The organism is Pseudomonas saponiphila, assembly GCF_900105185.1.
Classification (GTDB): domain Bacteria; phylum Pseudomonadota; class Gammaproteobacteria; order Pseudomonadales; family Pseudomonadaceae; genus Aquipseudomonas; species Aquipseudomonas saponiphila.
Map to the genome: position 1 here is coordinate 22,852 of NZ_FNTJ01000004.1, position 18,597 is coordinate 41,448.

Genomic DNA, 18,597 nt, shown 5'->3' on the forward strand with positions numbered 1-18,597 from the left:
AGCCCCTTTGCTGGTTACAGGCCGAATGCCCTGCCCTTTTCCTTGGGCTGTTTGGCCGGCAACTGCTGGCCTTGCTGTTGCTTCTGCGCAGCGTCCTTCTGTTTGCCAGCCTGGTCGTGTCCTTTGCGCTCGAGCGCGTGCCGCTGGAGCTGCTTGATATCCAGGGCGCCGGCCTTGGCGTTCAAGCGGCTGATCGCAGCACCCAGCTTTTTGCGGTTATCGGTGAAGATTTCCGCTGCATGCCGGGCGCGGCTGATCGCCACGTAGTACACGTCCTTGGCGGTCGTGCGTGACTGGGTTTCAAGGTTGATGAGCACCTTGTCGCAGGTGAGGCCCTGGGCGCTGTGAACGGTCGAGGCATAGGCCAGGCCGACGAACATAGCCGACGCTGTGTCCAGCTCGACCTGGCGGCCTTTGTCTCCTTCGAGTACCACGCGGTCGCTGTGGATCTCCTTCACCACAAATCGGTCGCCGTTGGCCAAGTCCTTTTCGGCGTCGTTTCGGGTGATTTTCACCTGATCGCCAGGGGCCAGCTCCGTTCGCTCAACGCTGTAGACCGACAGCTTTGTGCAACGGGCCGGGGTGAATTGCAATGTCTCGCCTTCCGGCCCGCGCACGGTGAGTTTGTTGCCGGGGCCGGTGTCGAGAACCACGTACTGCACGCCCCGTTGCAGCCCGTTCTTGTAGTCCACCTCGGGCACGACAATGCTGCCCTTGCCGTAGTATTTGCTGTGCCGGCGTTCGGCCTGCGTGGTGTCCAGGCGATTGAGCAATGGATACTCCGTGCCCTGCCCTTTCAGTCCCAGCGCCTCGCGCACCCCTTCGTTGATCTCGATCCTGCTGGCGTTGGTACCAGTGATAATCAGAGCCTGGTCGCGCTCGGCCTTCGGCATCGAGGCGTAGGCGTCGACAATCGCTTGGTAGCGTGCCCCGTTGTCCTCGATCTCGCGTATCTCGTTCACCAGCGGCAGCGATTGCTTGGATTTGCCCTCGGCGGCCAGCTTCACCGCCTCCAGCAACTGCGGGTCTTTCTGCCGCTGAATGTCAGTCAGTCGGGACGTTTCCATGCCGGCTTTCATCAGCTGCTCGAAAGGTTTGCCCGCCTCAATGGCTTTGGTCTGTGCCACGTCGCCCAGGAAGACGACGCGGGCGCCGGCTGCCTCGATGGTTTTCATGGCCTCGTGCATCTGCCGCGCAGGAATTACGCCGGCCTCGTCGATAATCACGACGGTGTTGCTGTCGATCTTCTTATCGCGGGCCTTGAGGAACGATTGCAGAGTGCGCGCTTCCAGGCCCTCGGCCTGGAGCGCCTTCACCTGGCTACCGTAGGGCGCCAGGCTGGTGACACGGTATCCGTTCGCTTCCAGCAGATCCTTGGCCGCTACAGTCATGTAGCTTTTGCCGACGCCGGCAAAACCCTGGACGCCGATGAACTGGTTTTGTGTGCGGGCGATCCGCATCACCGAGGCTTGCTGTTCCGCGTTCAATCCCCGATCGGCAAGGAAGGCTTCGGCGGCTTCTTTGGAGATCCGCGGCTCAACCGTACCGCGCCCCATTCGCTCGATTTGCAGCACCTCGCGCTCGCGCTTCTGCGCGATGTGCGTGGTGAAACGGTTTTCACCCTGGCGCAGCCGTCCGGTGCGGATACCCTCATCAACGAGCCTGGCGGCCTCTGAGCGCGATTTTCCGGCGCGGACAAGGTTTGCTACCCATTCCTTGCGGCTGAGTTGTGGCGCCTCCTGGCGGGCCTTCTCGGCGGCCTTCCCCTTCTTTCCATCGGCTGGGTTCTGTGATGAGTACAGCGGTTCCTCGCGGATCAGGTGGCCAGATGCGGCTCGCCGCTCGATGCCGGCGCGCACATCGTCGATGGTGAGGGCGCCGTACCCGTGGCGCAGCGCGGTATCCATCAGCTCCTTCTGTCCGATCACAGCCTGGCGTTCGGTCAGACTCTTGATCGCGAATTCGATCACCTGGTCGGCACGGTACTCCAGGGGCTTCTCGATCTGCGGAGTGGCCGCGCTGTTTCGCTCCCTGCCGCCCTGGGCATCGGCGCCGACGCCGGCCCACTCGCGGCTGTGGTAGTCGATACCCAAGGCCCTCGACCGCTCAAGCCAAACCTGGCGCAGTTCCTCGCGGTCGATGCCACCCTGCTTTTTGTCGCGGGTGGCCAGCGCGGCCTGGTTCTTTTCGGCATACGACGCTGTGCTGCGGTCCAGGCCTTTCGCCGCTAGCGCTGCCTCGATCTGCTGGCTGCGCGAACTGAATTCGCGGATCTGCTCATCGGAGAAGTGCGCCAGGTCGAATGTGCCGTTGCGCTCATAGCGCAACTGGAAGCCGGCCTTTTCCAGCTCGCGGGCCAGTTCCGCCTTGTAGACGTTGCCTAGGAACATGGACGAATTGAACACGCCGTCATTTTTTAGTGCCCGCCATTCGCCGTCGCTACGCTGGGTCATGTTCAGCACGAACGCATGGGTATGCAGGTCGGGGTCCAGGGCGCGTGACGTTTCGTGTCGGAACTTGGCCACCACCAAGTTGTTGGTGTTCTCGGTGCCGGTCTTCTTGTTGACCGTTATCCGCGCCTGGGACAGCCGTTCTGCTTCGCGGATCGCCGCCGCCACGGCCTTGTCGTGGGCTTCGATGATACTGGCGTCACCGTGGACCAAGGCCTGGAGCGACACGCCCTTGGGTGCCGAGAATGTGAGGTCGTACCCCAGCCGTTCCTTGCTGACCACTTTGCCGTCCGCCTCTTTGACGGTGCGCATGAGCTTCGTGCTGTCGCTAATCCGGCCATCCAGCAGCTCGCGGAATCGGGCCTGCTCTACCTCCCCGGACAGGCCTAATGCCTCGGCGCCGGCACCTTGCCATTGCATGGCGCCGCCGTCTTTTGCGTAGTAGTCATCCGCACCATCCGCGTAGTACGACACGACTTTGCCCAGTGATTGCCGAGAAATGGTCGTGATATCGAGCATTTAGATGATCTCAAGGTTTGGAACGATGCCCGGTACCGGGTTCGTGCGGGTGAAGTTGATCGGCTCAATGGCCACCCGTGCAATCGGGATGCTGCCGGGGAACGACAGGAAGCCTTCGAGGTTGTTCAAGGCCATGATTTCCGACGACATAACGATGCGCTCGGGTTTCACATCCTCGTTCTCGCTGCGAGTGCCCCAGTCACCCCAGCGCGAGCTGCGGCCTTCTTTTGTGCGCAGCACTTCATGCTCGCTCAAGGCTTTGGACATGCGTTCGGCGGTGGCCGTACCCATGCGGCCAACGGCCAGGGCGACCATCGTCCGGTGGTTGGCCAGCATCGTTTCGGCCAGTTTCTCGCCATACACAGATTCGAGCTGGGTGTAGGACTGGTAGCCGGATACCACGCAACCGCCCTTCTTCCGGCCCCGCGTCAACATGTCGCCCAGGGTGGGCAACCGTTGCAGCGACTCCAGCTCGTCGAGGTACGTCCAGATGCGGCGCTTGGGGTTGGATTTCATCCCAAGAATGCTGGTGAAAATGGTATCAACCCAGCAACTAATCAATGGGCGCAGCGCTTCGCGCATGTTCTCGTCCCAAGTGATAAACAAGTTGCCGCCGTTAGGATCTTCGCACCACTGGCGCAGCGAAAAGTTGCCTGGCGGCATATCAAAATGCGCAGGCAGTTTATTACTGAGGACAAACCGGACGCTGCCTGTAGCGCGCTCGTTTTCAGTGAACAACGATACGGCGCGAGTGCCTTTTACAAACCCCTGGAGTGCTTCCGAACTGCATTCGTTAGTCCACCGAAATACATTTCTCATGCCAGGATTGCGCGTGGTGTTATACAGCTTCTTGGCCACCTCTGCAAAAAGAAGACGGCCATACTGATTCCATTCTTCCGAGTCGTTACTGTCTGAGACTTGAATAATGGATTTTGCATAGCGCTCGAAATCGTAGTGACTACGGATTTCGTTATAGAAGTTCCAACCTTCGGTTCTGGCATCATAGGGATTCAAGATTTTATCCCCCTTGCGATAGAAGGTTGATAGGAATTCCCCATCGGGATCAAGAATTACCATTCGATCTTTCCGCTGCATGCAGCCGTACATCATTTCGCGGAAAATCGTACTTTTACCCGTACCTGTCGCTCCGCCAACTGAGAAGTGTGTCGCCTCAGCAGCAATAGGAACAGGCACGCCGGCAATAGTTATTTGTTCCTCTTTTTCCTTGGTAAGCCGTTTAAGCTCACGCTGGGATACAAGTTGGCTACCACGAAAATACTTGTCGAAGTGGGCGCCGGCAAAAGTGGTCTTGCTCAACTTCACGATAAGCACGCACAGCGCAATCGCCAGGATCAATCCACCAACTAACGCAACCGCAAGCGGCCACAAGGTGAACGTATTTTTCGCTAGGTAAAACACCCTGTCGCGAGCGCCTTGTTTTTCAATTCCATACATCAGCTTGGCGGTAAAGAACCAAGCGAACAGGGGCACCAGTACCATGACGGCCAGGCAGATTTGAGATCGTTGGCGCTCGTTCATCAGCTATCCCTCTTTGATGAATCCCATACGTCGAGGCCCAGGCGCTCGACCTCGGCCTGGGCCTCTCTCTTGGCGTCCGGTTTGGACGCGGTGCGCAGCAGCAACAGCAGCTCGATCAAAATGGCCATCGACTGACGGTCGATTCCTGCGCTCGGTTGCTCGGCGCCACCAGGCCGTTGATCGAGGCGCTGGAGGATCATTTCTAGCGTGTCCTCCTGCTCCATCTGCCGGAAAAGCTGCCGGCGAACATACTCCGAAATGTCGCCCTGCGACCGCTCTTCCAGCTCGATTTTCTGTGTTTCGGTGCATCGAAAGCTCACTGTGGGCACGGATGGCCTCCTTGTCTGACGTGTGTAAGACACAAAATACAGCAAAATCAGGGGCTGCGCCTACTTTTGTCTTACGCAGGTATTACGCTTTTCCGTAGGTCGTTGAAAATGCTTTATTTTTCAACGACTTAGCTACGCGAAGCGTTGCGTATGGTGTATAGCTCGTTAAGGGAAAATACCGCTCTGCTTTTAAGGGAGAAAACAGCCGTCTGCACCCCTCGGAGGCCGCAAAAAAGCGTCCTCCTGATCCCTCACGCGCAGCGTGAGGGGCTTTTCGCGGCCTAGGGGTGCCACTGGGTACGCTTTAGAGACAATCGAGAGACGGAGTGAAGACAACGAAGAGACAAAAAAGGGACTTGCCAGACCGAAAAGGGACGTTTAGAGTACGGATCAGAGACAAACAGGGGACAAAAGTGCCCGAGGTCGATAACGAGGGATCAGCGATGCCACTATCGCGAATAAAACCACGGAGCGATTCGGCCCTGGTGCGGAACATGCTCGGCGAGATCGAGGCCGCACTGACAGCCGGAGCCTCACGGGAGGATGTATGGGAAACGCTCAAAAATGAGCACGGCATGACCATCGGGTTCAACGGATTTTGCAAGGCGCTGATGCGAGCGAGGGCCGCCAGGCAGGAGCGAGCTGGAACACCAGCGGCGACCACTCCACCGCTACCCCGACCGGGGAACGATGGCCAGGGAAAGGAAGTGGATTGCGCAATCCAGAACGAAGAACCCACGCCACCCGAGGCGCCCTTAAAGGGTCGCATCGTCACCAGTAGCGATTTTGAGAAAGTCCACTCCATGGACTTCTCGGATCTTGATGATAAATATACGGGCAAAAGGAAATAGCGTATGAAACGAGCCATCTTGAACTACAGCGGCAGCATCGGCAAAACCACTATCGCAGCGCACCTGCTCTACCCTCGCATGCCAAGTTCTGTATTCTTCGCCATCGAGTCGATCAACCAGTCTGCTTTGGACCTGGGCATTGCCGAGGTTAAGACCATGCGCGGTCGTGAAGTAGGCGATTTGATCGAGGAACTGGTACTTGAGGACGTGGCGATTATTGACATTGGCGCGTCGAACATTGAGTCGTTCTTTGAAGCCGGTTCGCGCTACCACGGCTTCATAGATGAAATCGAACAATTCATTGTTCCGGTCACGCCTGAGCAAAAAGCGTGGCAAGAAAGTTTGAAGACTGTAGAAGCGCTGGCGACCATGGGGGTTTCGGCTGATCGCATTATTCTGCTGCCGAACCGCATTCAAGATAACCCCGAGGCCGAAATTCCGTCGATCTACAACTATGTAAAGAAGACCAAGAAGGCCACCATCAAGCCAGGCGCGTTCCTGTTTGATAGCGACGTATATGGTTATTTGGCTGCTAACAAAATGTCATTCGATCAGTTGATCGGTGACGATACCGATTACAAGGCGCTGGCACGGGCCGAAGCTGATGAGGCGCAGCGCAGCAAGTATGTAAGTCTCTATCGTTGGACAAGTTATGCAAAACCTATTCGTCAAAACTTGGACGAATGCTACGCCGCCTTGACGGCCTAAGCGACCGGAGTACCAGTAATGGATTCTAGGAAACCGAGAGAAGAAGTATTAATTGAGTGGTTCCTGGGCGACTCCAGAGAGATTGTGTCCGATCTCCAAGGCGCGGTTGCGGCGGCCCGCGAGGTGCACCAGTTGATGCAGGAGGCCGGCGCAAGCCTGGCCTCCACGGTCGAGGATGCGCGTGCCGAGCTGGTCACGGCCCATCGGGAGCTGACTTCCGCGATTCGGGAAACCGAGGCACGGCATGACAAGGCCCTGGAAAAATTGGACCGCCAAGCCAAAAGCCTGTTGGCCGCGACCCAGCGTCGGACGGTGTGGGTGGCGGCGATCTGCGCCGGCATCGCCGGCCTGGCCGGAGGCCTGGGCGGTGCCCTGCTCTTCTACCGCCTAGTTGCCGGCTAGCGCCGGGGTGTGACACACGCTGAGGCCGCCGCAAGGCGGCCTCGCCGTTTGTGGGAGTCGCCGCAGGCGCTCCCGTGCGGCAAGCGGAGCGCGCAGCGCCTGGGAACCGGGCGCGGAGGCGAGAGGGATGGAAGCCCGAAGGGTCGAGACGCGGCGCAGCCGTGGCTCGATGCGCAGCACGACAGCCCGCGCCGAAGGCCTCGCCCTGGATTGCGCAATCCACTTCCATTAAACTGGATTGCACAATCCACAAGACAGGATCGTCACCATGTCGCTACTGCCGACTCATGAGGTCTATGCCGAGCTGCAACTGGCGTACGAACACTTCAACGTCCAGCTGTTCGACGGCCAGCTACCGGACTGCCTTATCACCCTCCAGCGTGAACGCCGAACCTACGGCTACTTCTCGCGCAAGCGCTTCGCCCGTCGTAGCGGTGAAATGACCGATGAAATCGCCATGAACCCCGGCTACTTCGCGATTCGTTCATTGCGTAAAACGCTGTCGGTGCTGGCCCATGAAATGGTGCACCTGTGGCAGTTCCACTTTGGCGCGCCTGGCCGGCGTGGCTACCACAACAAAGAATGGGCCGCCCGCATGGAAGCCCTGGGCCTGATGCCCAGCAATACCGGCGCACCTGGTGGTAAGCGCCTGGGCGAACAAATGGATCACTACATCATCCCAGGCGGGCGCTTTGACGTGAGCTGCGCGGAGCTGCTGACGCGGGACTTCTCCCTGTCGTGGTACGACCGTTTCCCCCCGGAGCGACCGCAAATTGATCCGCCGACCGGCTCGAACGGTCGCGGGTTTGTCGATGACGTGGACGGAGAGGACGAAGGGCAGGCGCTAGGCGTGGATCAGGGCGGCGATGACCTGGGGCCGCTCGGTGAGCTGGTCGAGCTGCCGCCCGAGGTGCCGCCGAACCGGTCAAACCGGGTCAAGTATCGGTGCCCGAAATGCGCTACGCAGGTTTGGGGCAAGCCTGAGCTGGCAATTCTGTGCGGCGGCGAGCACTGCGGCGGGTCGCCATTCCAGCCGGTAGCACGATGACAAAGGCCCGCGAAAGCGGGCCTTTTGGATTGCGCAATCCACGTTCTCAACGGTGGCCAGGCTCTACGTCCCGGCCTCGATCTCCAGCTTCCCAGCATGCGGCGGCCTTGCGCAGCAAGCCGGCGCTATCGCGGTGCGCCAGTTCGCCCGGTTTGGTGATGAACGTCGCGGCGGCCTCGTAGAACTCTGCGGCCACTTCCCAATCGTGTTGCAGCTCGGCCTTGTGCGGATTTCGGTGAACGTGACCGAGCGTTTCGCTAATACGTGACCGGTGCTTCCACCCCGGTTGCGCGGGTTCTGGATTGTAATCGCATCGGTCACGATGCGGCTTGTTCCTCGGCTTTTTTTCGGCGCAGCGACTCGCCTTTCATCGTCAGTCGGTAGGCGTTGTGCACCAGGCGGTCGAGGATGGCATCGGCCAGGGTCGGGTCGTTGATCCAGCCGTGCCAGTGCTCGATGGGCAGTTGGCTCGTCAGGATGGTGGAGCGGCTGCCAGCGCGGTCGTCGATCACCTCCAGCAGGTCATGCCGGGCTCCTTCCTCCAGCGGGGCTAGCGCCCAGTCGTCCAGCACCAGGACGTCGACCTTTGCCAGCTGTTGCAGGGTACGGCCGAAGCTGCCGTCGCCATGAGCGATGCGCAGTTGTTCCAGCAGGCGCGGGGTGCGCAGGTACAGGGTGCTATAGCCCTGGCGGCAGGCCTGGTTGCCCAGGGCGCAGGCCAGCCAGGTTTTGCCGGCACCGGTCGGGCCGGTCAGCAGCAGGTTGTGCTGCTGGCGGATCCAGTCGCCACTGGCCAGGGTGGCGATCAGACGCTCGTCCAGGGCGCGTCCGGTGCGGCGGTCGAGATCTTCCAGGCAGGCGTTGGCGTACTTGAGCTTGGCCTTCTTGCGCAGCCGTACCAGGCGCTGGTTGTCACGCCAGGCCAGTTCGCGGTCGAGCAGTAGGCCGAGGCGTTCATCGAAGCTCAGGCTGTGGCTGGCCGGCAGCGTCCATTGCTCTTCCAGGGCGCGGGCCATGCCGTCCAGGCGTAGCTGGTGCAGTTGATTCAGGGTGTGTTGCGGCATCATCGAACAGCTCCTGTTGCGGGGGTTGGTAGTAGTCGGCGCCACGGACGTTCTCGTGGTCGCCGGGTAAGGTCGTTTCGGCGGCACGCTGGGGCAGCGGCTGTTGATCCAGGCCTTGCTGGAGCAGGTTGCGCACGCTGCGCCCGGTGAAGGCGCGCAGGTGTACGGCACGTTCGGCAGCGGCTTCCAGGCGTGCATTGCCATAGCGCCGGGCCAGCGAGAGCAGGCCGAGGCAGGCGCGGTAGCCCATCTCCGGGTGCGGCTTGTGGGTCAGTTGGTGATCGATCAGTTGGCGCGTGTAGGGGCCGATCCGCGCGCCCCAGTCGAGCAGGCGTTGTGGCGTCCATTCGCGATGCGCCTGGTGCGCCGCGGGCATGTGCTCGCGCTGGGTACTGTAAGCGCCGCGTCGCCCCAGCAGCAGGTGGCTGGCCACCCGCCGGTTGCCATGCAGCACTTCCAGGGTGTGTGCCGTCAGTCGCACGTCCACGTTCTGCCGGGCCAGGGCGGAGGGCACGCTGTAGAAGCTGCCATTGACCTCGATGTGGTAGTCGATGCTGACCTTGCAGCGCTTGAAGGTGGCGACCTCGTAGGGATGCACCGGCAGCGCTCGCAAGGCCGGGCGATCCAGGCGCTCGAACCAGTCGCGCCGGCAGCCATCGAGCCGCTTGAACGGGCGCCGATTCAGATCCTCCAGCAGCTCGGCGATGGCCTGGTTAAGCGCATGCAGGCTGAAGAACTGCCGATGGCGCAGCCGCGCCATGATCCAGCGCTCGACCACCTGCACCGCCACCTCGGCCTTGGCCTTGTCCTGAGGCTTGCGTGGCCGTGCCGGCAGGATCACCGTCTGGTAATGACGCGCGCACTCCAGCGTGGCCCGGTTCAGGCCCGGCTCGTAGCGATCCGGCTGGGCGACCAGGGCGCGCGGATTGTCCGGCACAACCATTTCCGGCACGCCGCCAAAGTAGGTCAGAGCCTGGCCCAGCGAGGTCAGCCAGTCCACCTGGGTTTCGCCTGGCGTCGCGCAGGCATAGGTGTAATTCGAGGCGCCCAGGGCGGCGACGAAGATGTGCGCCCGGCGCACTTCGCCGGTGGCCGGGTCGACCACCGGCAGCGTCGGCCCGGCATAGTCGATGAATAGCTTCTCGCCCGCACGGTGCAGCTGACGCATCGAACGTTTGAGCGTCTGGGCGTAGCGCCGGTAGTGCTCGACGAACTGGGTGTAGCGGTAGGTCGGCTGGCCCGCATGCGCGGCGAGATATTCCTCCCACAGCAGCTGCAAGGTCACGCCCTTGCGTCGCAACTCGCGGTGGATGCTCAGCACATCGGGCAGCACTCGCTCACCGCGCGGCTTGTTCGTCGACGTCGGTGCAAACAAGGCGGCCGCCAGCGCGGCCTCGTCCATGGCCACCAGCGCCGGCCAGTCCAGCCCGGCCACCCGCGCCGCCGCGATGTACTTGCTAACCACGCCCTTGGACAGCTGCAAGGCACGGGCAATCTTCTCGTGGGACAAGCCGGCCTCAAACTTGAGGCGCAGACATTCTTTGATGTTTCGCATGGCTACTCGCGGCGCCGCCATCTTCCTCTCCCGAAATCGGTCGAGGATGGCGGCGCATCAGGTCATGCGCAACGAAGGGGAAGGCTTTCGCTAAGTCGTGACCGGCGATTTCGGTAAGCCGTGACCACCTGTTTCGGAACAGGCGGAAAATCGGTCACGTTGCTACCGAAATGAGCGGTCACGCGTTAGCGAAATGACCGGTCACGATCAACCGAAACGGCCGGTCACGGTGCTCCGAAATCCGCAGCCTTGCGCGCAGCGGCGGCAAGCGCCTGGCACGTCTTGGCGGCCCTGGTCGGCGTGGTCTGGTGTCCGTACATATCCTGTTCTCCAGCGGGGAGCGCCGGGGCGAAGCCGCGGCGCTCGGTTGGGTAGTGGGGTTAAGCCCGTTTAACAGCCCGTGCGAGGGTCAGAAGGTCGGCGGCCTCCATTAACTGGCCGTGCTCGGCCAGTTGCTGCATGGACGGCACCGGGCAAGCTGGAGCCGCTGCGCGGCGCGCAGAAGCGGCCAGGCGGGCCAGGAAGACGCGGAACGAGGGAAGGGTTTGAGTAGCCATCGGGTGACTCCTTTTTTCGCAGAGGAAGGCCCGGAGCGGTTGCCGCCGCTGGTATCCGGGCCGGGGTTGGTTTACTTGGTCAGGCGCTCGCTGCGCACAAAGCCTTCACACATGTCGCGAAAGATCTCGGCGTGCATTTCCAGTGGGAACTCGGCGATCACCTCGCGACGACCGATGCCGCCACGCTGGGCAACGATCATGTACATGGTGACGTTGGATGGGGTCTGGTTCGGGCGAGCCTGATGGGAAACTTCAACGGTGAAGCCGCTGAACTCGCGCAGGGCCTCGGCTTCGCTGAAATACAGGATGTGGGTTTCGATAGTCATGGGTTGAATCTCCTTTCGCAGATTGCCCCGGAGCGGTTGCCGCCGCTGGTGTCCGGGGAGTCGAGGCGGTATTGCTTCGACGTGGTTAGTATCTCAAAACTTGCGGCCCTCGTCAACTGTTCGTAAAACAATATTTGACGATACATTTACGAAAACTGCGCCGGATCATTGGGCAAAAAAAAGCCCCGGACATGTCCAGGGCGGGGCAGGCAGTCACGTCACTGCATCATCCAAGTGAAGCGGTACGGGTCCATGAACGGGATATCGTCGTCGAAACTATCGAAGTCGGCGGCGGGCTGCGGGGAAGGTTGCGGCGGCTGTTGCTGGGCTGGTCGCCGCTGGGCCTGTTGTGGTCGCGGGGCCTGCTGACGTGGTGCCTGCTGCTGGCCCTGGTTGTACGGATCGCCGCCTTGCTGTTGCTGGTTCTGCGGACGCCCGCCCAGTAGCTGCATGGTGCCCTGCATGTCCACGATGATCTCGGTGGTGTAACGCTTGATGCCGTCCTTCTCCCATTCGCGGGTCTGCAACTTGCCCTCGATGTAGCACTGGGAGCCTTTACGCAGATACTCGCCGGCAATTTCCGCGACCTTGCCAAACAACGAAACGCGGTGCCACTCGGTGCGCTCGACCTTCTGGCCTGTCTGTTTGTCGGTCCATTGCTCGCTGGTGGCCAAGCTCAGATTGGTAACGGCGTTGCCATTGGGCAAATAGCGGACTTCGGGGTCTTGTCCGCAAGTGCCAACGAGGATCACTTTGTTTACGCCACGGGCCATGATGAGTCTCCTTTCTCGCGAAGTGCCCGGTTAAACCGGGCACGTTAGGTTAGATGAATGCGTCGTTGATTGCGTCGATCAGCAGTTGTTTCTCGGCTTCGCTGTGTACGTTGGCCACCATCTCATTGAACAGGTCAACCCCTCTCCGCGACCCCAGCTCATCGTCCTCGATCACCTCCAGTTCGTAACGAATCAGGTCGATGAGATCGGCCAGGACAATGACCGCGCATACGTTAAACGGATGTTGGATTACTGCCTGGGAATCCATGATTGCAGCCTCTGGTTTGCGCAGCCCTCTAGCGAACGAAACAAAGTCTTCGTTCGTTAGGAAATCGGCGTCCTCTAGAAAGGTGCTGGTATTCATGTGTATCTCCTTCGCAGATTCCCCGGAGCGGTTGCCGCCGCTGGTTTCCGGGGTGTCGAGGCGGTATTGCTTCGACGTGGTTAGTATCTCAAATCGTGGCGCCTTCGTCAACTGTTGGTAAAACATTCTTTGACGAATAATTGACTTGACGCGGCGCGCTTTTCGGAGCTGCTTAGATGCCGAGGTGGGAGCGGGAGGTAAACATCAAGCGCGCCCGCGAAGCGGGTGCAGCCTCGCTTTTGCCCTGGAGCGTGAATCTCCCCCGGTGGATCTGCTCGTCAGCCTTCGGTTGGTCGCGGTAAGCCCCGACTACCCGGAGCTGGGCCGCCGTCATGGGGACCGTGGAATAGCGGAGCGACCGAAGGGAGTGAGCATATGCCGCGAAAGCCCCTTGACGGCATAGGCCCAGCGGAGGGTAGGCGAATAGGGCTGATAGCGGCCAGCCGGAGGGTGATGAGCACACCCAGGACGCGCAGGGGCGGCAAGGTGGCCAGCAGGCCGCCGCGCAGGCCGACAGGCCGGAGGGCAAGCGGAGCGCGCAGCGCCTGGCAGGCCAGGTGCGCAGGCGAGAGGGATTGAAGCCCGAAGGGGCGAGACGCGGCGCAGCCGTGGCTCGATGCGTAGCACGAAAGCCCGGGCCGCAGGCCTCGCACTAGATCTTCTCGCTGGCCAGGTGGTGGAAGTACCAGGCCAATTCTGGACGGTTGCCGCCCATCTGCTGCTTGATCGCTGTCACCAGATCCTCGCGGGCCTGGCCCTCCGCTGATTCCAGCCGCTGGCGGATCTCTTCAACCTCGGCGCTGGCTACCCATGCAAGGCAAGCCAGGTAATCGAGCACGCCCTTTTCTTCTGTTGGTGTAAGCATCTGCAATTCCCTCAGCAGTCGATCTGTCCGTGACAGCAAGGCGCTATCTAGGCCTTTTTCTGTCGGTTAGGTGTTTTCTTTGTGGTCCCTGGTTGGGCCTCCTTTGGCTGCTCATGCTTGGCGGCCATCTGCTTGACCTGCTCGGCTTCCTCGGGGGTGAGCCAGACCATGACAGGCACAAGGCCGACGGTCTGGCGCTCCAGCACGGCGGTTACGCGCTTGATTGCAGCGTGTACAAGCTGCCGCGACTGGCCGATGTTGTTGGCCACCTCGATAGGTTCCTTGCCCTCCACCAGCACCGCCCTGGCAATGTCCAGGGTTTTGGTGGACATGCCCCGGAGCGCCGGCAGGGAAGCGGTCCATTGTTCGGCGGTGTATTTCGGCTGGGTGGGCTGCATTCGCGGTTCCTTACTGTTGGCTAAATGCCCTGCAACCGGCAGGGCTACGGGTCAAGCGTGCTGCTGGTTAATTTGCTCGATGAAGCCCCGCGCATGCGCTTCCAAGCGGCGGGCGTCTGTGGAACCGGCATGAAGCCGGTGCCGTTTGACGCCCTGGGCGGTGGCTTTCCAGATGACGTAAAACGTCCCCTCGTTGTTGCGCTCGATAGTAATGGCAACGCCCTGGTCACTGGTACCAACCTTGGCGGCGACTGCCGCCACGGTTTCGCTCTCCAGTGTCTCGCGGTCCCATACCAGCAGGGGCACAAACTGCGGGTCGTTGAGCGCGTCGGCTGTCTCCAGGCCGCCCGGATCGCTCAACCATGCTTCGTCGTCTTCGTCCCAGGCTTCGGCGGTAACGGGGAACATCCACGCCAAGAGTGGCCGACCGTCCTGCACCTGGCAGGCGTAGAGCTGGTCGGAGTCGAGCAGAAACGCCACGCAATCGCCAGGGATGACAAGGCCGTGGCCAGGGTTCGCCCTGAGTAACGATCGGTAGGCTTCTAACGTGCGGTCGTAAGTCATGGTCGGTCCTCGATCTTAGGCCTTGGCCACGGCCAGGGAGTGGGTAGCGATGCGGCGCATGATGAGCAGGTGGGGCAGGGTGGCCAGGCCCGTCAAGGTCCAGTAGCGCCCGCCCCACTGGGCAAAAATGGTCGTCATGTTGCCGTGGTCCAGGTCGGCCAGCTTGAACGACGCGCCCAGCTCGTCGGCGTGGTAGTCGATCACGGGCCGCTGCGAAAGGTTGAAATCGAAACGGGCGGCGGTCGTGCGGGCCGGTGGCGTGCCGTAGGCGCGTTCCTGATCGATCAAAAACGTCTCTTCGTCGCCGAGGATCGCGCCGGGGTAGCGCACGCGCAGTTCGGGCAACATCAGGCCGGAATGCTGGGCCATCCACATGTTCGGCGCGATCTGGCGGGCATAGTCGATGATCGCGGTATGGCCAGGGACATAGAAGACTTTGCACATGGTTCGATCCTCCAAGGGCGGGGGAAAGCCGGGCGGCTAGCGCCCGGCTCGCCAGTTACGCGGCGGCTTGGCCGCTGCGTAGGGCCTGGGCCAGCACCCACAAGGCGCGATTGAGTTTCACGTCTTGGTCAATGCCGTTAACGGCGCGGGTAGTGGTCCGGCGTCCTTGCTTGTTGCGGCCACGCAAGCCGCCCTTGATGGTGTTTTCCTGCACACGGTTGAACGTGGTCCAGAGATCGCTTGCGCGGTCTTCGGCACGGCGCGGCATCAGCAGTTGCGACGGCGTGACCGGGGCAGGGCCTTCGGATGGGTCATAGCGGTAGGCCAGGGCCGCCATGGCGAACGCTTCTTGCTCTTCCTGGCGCAAGTGGTAGTGCTGCATGTCGTCAAGGTTGGCGTCGATCTGCTCGAACTGGCCCAGCACCTCATAGGCGCCTTCGATAACGTCGTTAACAACGTCAATGCGGCCGCTGTGGCGCACTTTCTGATCCATCGCCATGTCGCCCAGGACCAGCCCGTTAGCGCACACGAAACGGAACTTGCCGGCCATCATCTGGTAGCTGCTGCTCCCGTCGTGGCTGTTCAGCAGAATGATTTCGTTCGCTTCCTTGCTCATGATGTTGCTGGCATGGCGCAGGCGAATCATGTGCTTGGTGTGATCGCGCTTGTCGGTGTTACGGACGCGGGTCTGGCAAGCCATGAACGGCTGAAACCCTTCGGCGCGCAGCGCATCGAGCACCGCGACGGTGGGGATATACAGGTAACGTTCCGAACGGCTGTCGTGCGCTTCCTCGGCAAAGATCGAGGGCGCCACGCGGGCAATCTCGTCATTGGTCAGAGGGGCATCGCTGCGGATCATGCACGGGTTACGGAAGTTGCTGGAAAGACGCATTTTTGTATCTCCTTCGCAGATTCCCCGGAGCGGTTGCCGCCGCTGGTTTCCGGGGTGTCGAGGCGGTATTGCTTCGACGTGGTTAGTATCTCAAATCGTGGCGCCTTCGTCAACTGTTGGTAAAACATTCTTTGACGAATAATTGACTTGACGCAGCGCGCTTTTCGGAGCTGCTTAGATGCCGAGGTGGGAGCGGGAGGTAAACATCAAGCGCGCCCGCGAAGCGGGTGCAGCCTCGCTTTTGCCCTGGAGCGTGAATCTTCCCCGGTGGATCTGCTCGTCAGCCTTCGGTTGGTCGCGGTAAGCCCCGACTACCCGGAGCTGGGCCGCCGTCATGGGGACCGTGGAATAGCGGAGCGACCGAAGGGAGTGAGCATATGCCGCGAAAGCCCCTTGACGGCATAGGCCCAGCGGAGGGTAGGCGACTAGGGCTGATAGCGGCCAGCCGGAGGGTGATGAGCACACCCAGGACGCGCAGGGGCGGCAAGGTGGCCAGCAGGCCGCCGCGCAGGCCGACAGGCCGGAGGGCAAGCGGAGCGCGCAGCGCCTGGCAGGCCAGGTGCGCAGGCGAGAGGGATTGAAGCCCGAAGGGGCGAGACGCGGCGCAGCCGTGGCTCGATGCGCAGCACGAAAGCCCGGGCCGAAGGCCTCGCGCTATGCCTCGGATGACGGCAGGTCGGTCACTCGCCGGCACCCTGCTCCAGCTCCAGCAAGCGCGCTGTGGCGGCCTGCTCGATCAACAAATACAGGCGCTCAACCTGCTGTTGTTCCAGCGCTTTCAGCAGCTCCAGGGCCTCTACCATGCCCTCGGCGCGGGCCTGGGCAATTAAGCAATTCGCTGCGCTGGTGGCTTTGGTCACTTCGGCCAGGCGCCTGCGCAACACGACCAGATAGCTCGGCGGCAGGATCAAGCCAGGCAACAAATCAGGGTTCATGGTCGCGCTTTCCTCCTACTGGGTGCCGTGCTCGGCCTTGATAATTGCGTTGCGCAGCGCTGCCACAACCGCTCCCATCGCGTAAGTATGCCCAGCTCGGGCCTTTGTTACGGCCTCCTTGGCAATCACCTCAGCGACCTCATCCGCCGGGTCAGCAGGCACACGGAACAGCCGCGCCTGAATGTCGAGCCAGGCCTCACTGGCCTGGATCAATTCTCGGTGTGCCTGATCACTGGCTTGTACCAGGGCTTTTAATTCGGTGGCTTCAATCGTCAACATCGCAGGGGTTCCTTTCTATGAGTGGTGCCTGTCGGCCTTTGACCGCCCGATCATCAGTGGTGCTCATGACTGCACACCCACGACCTGGCGCACTTCGGCCATGACCTTGTTCCACTCGTCGACCGCATCAAACATCGCGCCGACCGCTGCCAGGGCGTGCTGTTGCTTGGTATACGTGCGGTTCATGTGCTCGGGCACGATCACCACGGTATCTGGGTTGCCGTAGTCCATGAATCCAACGGTAACGCCGCCATCGTCCATGTCGAACATCCGCACCACATCGAGCAGGCGAGCATAGCCTTTCGACTCCCACACCAGCAGGTAACGCACGGCGTCTTCCTTGCTCACAACCTTGAAATCGTAATCACTGGGCATGTTCAGTTCTCCGCTTGGTAGAAGGTTTGCGTCCATTGGTGCGCTTGTGCAGGTAACGCAGCACGCCCAGGGTCATGCGAGCGTCGGCCAGGGAACGGTGGGCACCATCCTCCAGCACGCCGCATTCACGGGCGGCCTCGATCAGCTTGATCCAGCGCCATTGCCAGCACCCATATCGGCCTTCAACCCATTCCCCATGCCATTCGGCATACAGCAGCATGGCGCAGGCGGTGGCCAGCGCAGGGGCGACAAGGCCGTGCCGCTGGTGGGTCTGCGAAAGCAGGCGCACGTCAAAGGAAGCGTTGTAGGCAACGACCGTTCGCCCCGCGACGATAGAAGCGTATTGCTCTGCGATCTCGGGCCAGCCCGGTGCGGTGGACACCATGTCATTGGTGATGCGGTGAACCGCTGTAGCCTCCGCTGGAATCAGCTGAGTCGGGCGTACCAGCGTATTGAGTAGGGGCGTGCCGCTCGCGTCGAGGATCGTGATTTCGCACACCTCGTCGTCATTACCCACACCCGTTGTTTCTGTGTCCAGCAGCAGACAATCACCGCCAATCAGCGCCTGGGCACGGGCAGCCACGTCCTTCCGGCGAAGCTGCGCGGCACTTGGCTCCCATTTCCAGGGCACGCAATCGGCGGGGTCGTAAACATGGTAGGCACCGCGACCTTGCCAGACGCTGCCGGCAGGCCGGGTGCTATACCCAGGCATTAGGCGGTGGCGCGCCTTGAGATCGCGGCAGCACAGCCAGCCTTTGGCCTCCGCTTCTGCAGGGGTGAGGTGAATACGCCCTCTTGCCATCCCTGGGGCCTCCTGTCAGTTGTCGCCAGTAATGATCGTATGGCGGGCCTGAGACACGTCCAGCGTCCCAGCGCGACCGTCTGCAAAGCGAACAGCCAGGGTCGGCGCCGGTATGCCGGAGGCGGCGAGAGCGGCGGCGCGCAACTCTTCCTCGCTGCGGTGGGCCAGCAGCTCGAAAAGCACCTGGGCGTCATTGGCGGCGTCCACGCTATCCCGTGCCAAGGCTTCGTTGAGACTCTGCTTTAGCCAGTTCGAGGTGGTGGGGTCGGCCAGCGTGGCGGCGATGCTATCGGCAAACTGCGCGGTACCGGACGACTCGCGATTGCTGCTCGCAGCCTGGGCGGCCTCGCGGTCGATAGCGCGCAACTGATCGCGGGCGGGCTGGCTAAGCCCGCTGTGGAACTCGGCAAGCTGGGCCAGGCCGGTGAGCTGCCACCAAGCCGAGCTAAAGCTGTCTGAACGCTCGGGACCATTGGGCAGTGCGAGTGCACCTTTCAACTGGGCCAGGTGCAGTCGGGCGCAATCAAGGATGGCTTGTTCCAATTCGGTCATGGCGTA

At 61.4% G+C, this 18,597-nt stretch carries 23 protein-coding genes; 4 read left to right on the top strand and 19 right to left on the bottom strand.

The window, feature by feature from the left end; all coding sequences use genetic code 11:
* Nucleotides 1-14: 14 nt before the first annotated feature.
* Genes mobF through BLV47_RS34930 form a run of 3 tightly spaced genes read right to left on the bottom strand, consistent with a single transcriptional unit; the run spans nt 15 to nt 4,837 of the window.
* A complete protein-coding gene (mobF, locus tag BLV47_RS34920; protein ID WP_092321018.1) occupies nt 15-2,969 on the bottom strand; it encodes a MobF family relaxase in 2,955 nt (984 codons plus the stop codon).
* Nucleotides 2,970-4,508 (bottom strand): type IV secretion system DNA-binding domain-containing protein, encoded by a 1,539-nt coding sequence (locus BLV47_RS34925; protein ID WP_049289576.1) that lies wholly within the window; start codon nt 4,506-4,508, stop codon nt 2,970-2,972.
* Nucleotides 4,508-4,837, bottom strand: a complete 330-nt coding sequence (locus tag BLV47_RS34930) for a hypothetical protein (RefSeq protein WP_078132663.1) — start codon at nt 4,835-4,837, stop codon at nt 4,508-4,510. Before BLV47_RS34930 ends, BLV47_RS34925 begins: the two co-directional genes overlap by 1 nt.
* 494 nt (nt 4,838-5,331) lie before the next feature.
* Between BLV47_RS34930 and BLV47_RS34935 the strand changes: the two genes are divergently transcribed.
* The 4 genes from BLV47_RS34935 to BLV47_RS34950 all read left to right on the top strand — a co-directional run bounded on the left by BLV47_RS34935 (nt 5,332) and on the right by BLV47_RS34950 (nt 7,846).
* Nucleotides 5,332-5,688, top strand: coding sequence for a StaA (locus BLV47_RS34935; RefSeq protein WP_092321019.1), 357 nt, complete (start codon nt 5,332-5,334; stop codon nt 5,686-5,688).
* 3 nt (nt 5,689-5,691) lie between these two features.
* On the top strand, nt 5,692-6,396 hold the full coding sequence (gene stbB, locus BLV47_RS34940; protein WP_049289571.1) for a StbB family protein: 705 nt from the start codon (nt 5,692-5,694) through the stop codon (nt 6,394-6,396).
* A gap of 18 nt (nt 6,397-6,414) precedes the next feature.
* On the top strand, nt 6,415-6,798 hold the full coding sequence (gene stbC / locus BLV47_RS34945; RefSeq protein WP_279626617.1) for a plasmid stabilization protein StbC: 384 nt from the start codon (nt 6,415-6,417) through the stop codon (nt 6,796-6,798).
* 268 nt (nt 6,799-7,066) lie between these two features.
* Nucleotides 7,067-7,846 (top strand): SprT-like domain-containing protein, encoded by a 780-nt coding sequence (locus BLV47_RS34950; RefSeq protein ID WP_092321020.1) that lies wholly within the window; start codon nt 7,067-7,069, stop codon nt 7,844-7,846.
* A gap of 317 nt (nt 7,847-8,163) precedes the next feature.
* Here BLV47_RS34950 and istB read toward each other — a convergent pair whose 3' ends face one another.
* From istB to BLV47_RS35025, 16 genes are all read right to left on the bottom strand, one after another.
* Nucleotides 8,164-8,913 (bottom strand): IS21-like element IS1474 family helper ATPase IstB, encoded by a 750-nt coding sequence (istB, locus tag BLV47_RS34955; protein WP_062838242.1) that lies wholly within the window; start codon nt 8,911-8,913, stop codon nt 8,164-8,166.
* Complete coding sequence (gene istA / locus BLV47_RS34960) at nt 8,801-10,486, bottom strand: IS21 family transposase (RefSeq protein ID WP_062838241.1); 1,686 nt, start codon at nt 10,484-10,486, stop codon at nt 8,801-8,803. Before istA ends, istB begins: the two co-directional genes overlap by 113 nt.
* 359 nt (nt 10,487-10,845) lie before the next feature.
* Nucleotides 10,846-11,022, bottom strand: coding sequence for a hypothetical protein (locus BLV47_RS36385; protein WP_167365761.1), 177 nt, complete (start codon nt 11,020-11,022; stop codon nt 10,846-10,848).
* Between the two features lie 71 nt (nt 11,023-11,093).
* Nucleotides 11,094-11,348, bottom strand: coding sequence for a hypothetical protein (locus BLV47_RS34965; RefSeq protein WP_065862388.1), 255 nt, complete (start codon nt 11,346-11,348; stop codon nt 11,094-11,096).
* Nucleotides 11,349-11,566: 218 nt separating this feature from the next.
* Complete coding sequence (locus BLV47_RS34970; protein WP_092321021.1) at nt 11,567-12,121, bottom strand: single-stranded DNA-binding protein; 555 nt, start codon at nt 12,119-12,121, stop codon at nt 11,567-11,569.
* A 49-nt stretch (nt 12,122-12,170) separates the two neighbouring features.
* On the bottom strand, nt 12,171-12,485 hold the full coding sequence (locus BLV47_RS34975; protein WP_092321022.1) for a hypothetical protein: 315 nt from the start codon (nt 12,483-12,485) through the stop codon (nt 12,171-12,173).
* A gap of 652 nt (nt 12,486-13,137) precedes the next feature.
* Nucleotides 13,138-13,350, bottom strand: coding sequence for a hypothetical protein (locus tag BLV47_RS34980; protein WP_208605351.1), 213 nt, complete (start codon nt 13,348-13,350; stop codon nt 13,138-13,140).
* A 47-nt stretch (nt 13,351-13,397) separates the two neighbouring features.
* Nucleotides 13,398-13,748, bottom strand: a complete 351-nt coding sequence (locus BLV47_RS34985) for a TrfB-related DNA-binding protein (RefSeq protein WP_015272403.1) — start codon at nt 13,746-13,748, stop codon at nt 13,398-13,400.
* A gap of 51 nt (nt 13,749-13,799) precedes the next feature.
* On the bottom strand, nt 13,800-14,312 hold the full coding sequence (locus tag BLV47_RS34990; protein WP_092321024.1) for a hypothetical protein: 513 nt from the start codon (nt 14,310-14,312) through the stop codon (nt 13,800-13,802).
* Nucleotides 14,313-14,327: 15 nt separating this feature from the next.
* Nucleotides 14,328-14,756, bottom strand: coding sequence for a hypothetical protein (locus tag BLV47_RS34995; RefSeq protein ID WP_078132644.1), 429 nt, complete (start codon nt 14,754-14,756; stop codon nt 14,328-14,330).
* Nucleotides 14,757-14,811: 55 nt separating this feature from the next.
* The gene (locus BLV47_RS35000) at nt 14,812-15,648 is read right to left on the bottom strand and encodes a DUF932 domain-containing protein (protein WP_092321025.1); all 837 of its coding nucleotides are present in this window, start codon (nt 15,646-15,648) and stop codon (nt 14,812-14,814) included.
* A gap of 680 nt (nt 15,649-16,328) precedes the next feature.
* Nucleotides 16,329-16,583: a hypothetical protein gene (locus BLV47_RS35005; protein ID WP_092321026.1), complete on the bottom strand. Its 255-nt coding sequence runs from the start codon at nt 16,581-16,583 to the stop codon at nt 16,329-16,331.
* Between the two features lie 15 nt (nt 16,584-16,598).
* Nucleotides 16,599-16,862 carry a hypothetical protein gene (locus BLV47_RS35010; RefSeq protein WP_092321027.1) on the bottom strand — a complete coding sequence of 88 codons (264 nt, stop codon included), beginning with the start codon at nt 16,860-16,862 and terminating at the stop codon, nt 16,599-16,601.
* A 63-nt stretch (nt 16,863-16,925) separates the two neighbouring features.
* The gene (locus tag BLV47_RS35015; protein WP_049289835.1) at nt 16,926-17,237 is read right to left on the bottom strand and encodes a hypothetical protein; all 312 of its coding nucleotides are present in this window, start codon (nt 17,235-17,237) and stop codon (nt 16,926-16,928) included.
* The gene (locus BLV47_RS35020; RefSeq protein WP_092321028.1) at nt 17,227-18,039 is read right to left on the bottom strand and encodes a 3'-5' exonuclease; all 813 of its coding nucleotides are present in this window, start codon (nt 18,037-18,039) and stop codon (nt 17,227-17,229) included. The genes BLV47_RS35015 and BLV47_RS35020 overlap by 11 nt, the downstream gene beginning before the upstream one ends.
* A gap of 15 nt (nt 18,040-18,054) precedes the next feature.
* Nucleotides 18,055-18,591, bottom strand: coding sequence for a hypothetical protein (locus BLV47_RS35025; RefSeq protein WP_049289297.1), 537 nt, complete (start codon nt 18,589-18,591; stop codon nt 18,055-18,057).
* Nucleotides 18,592-18,597: the final 6 nt, after the last annotated feature.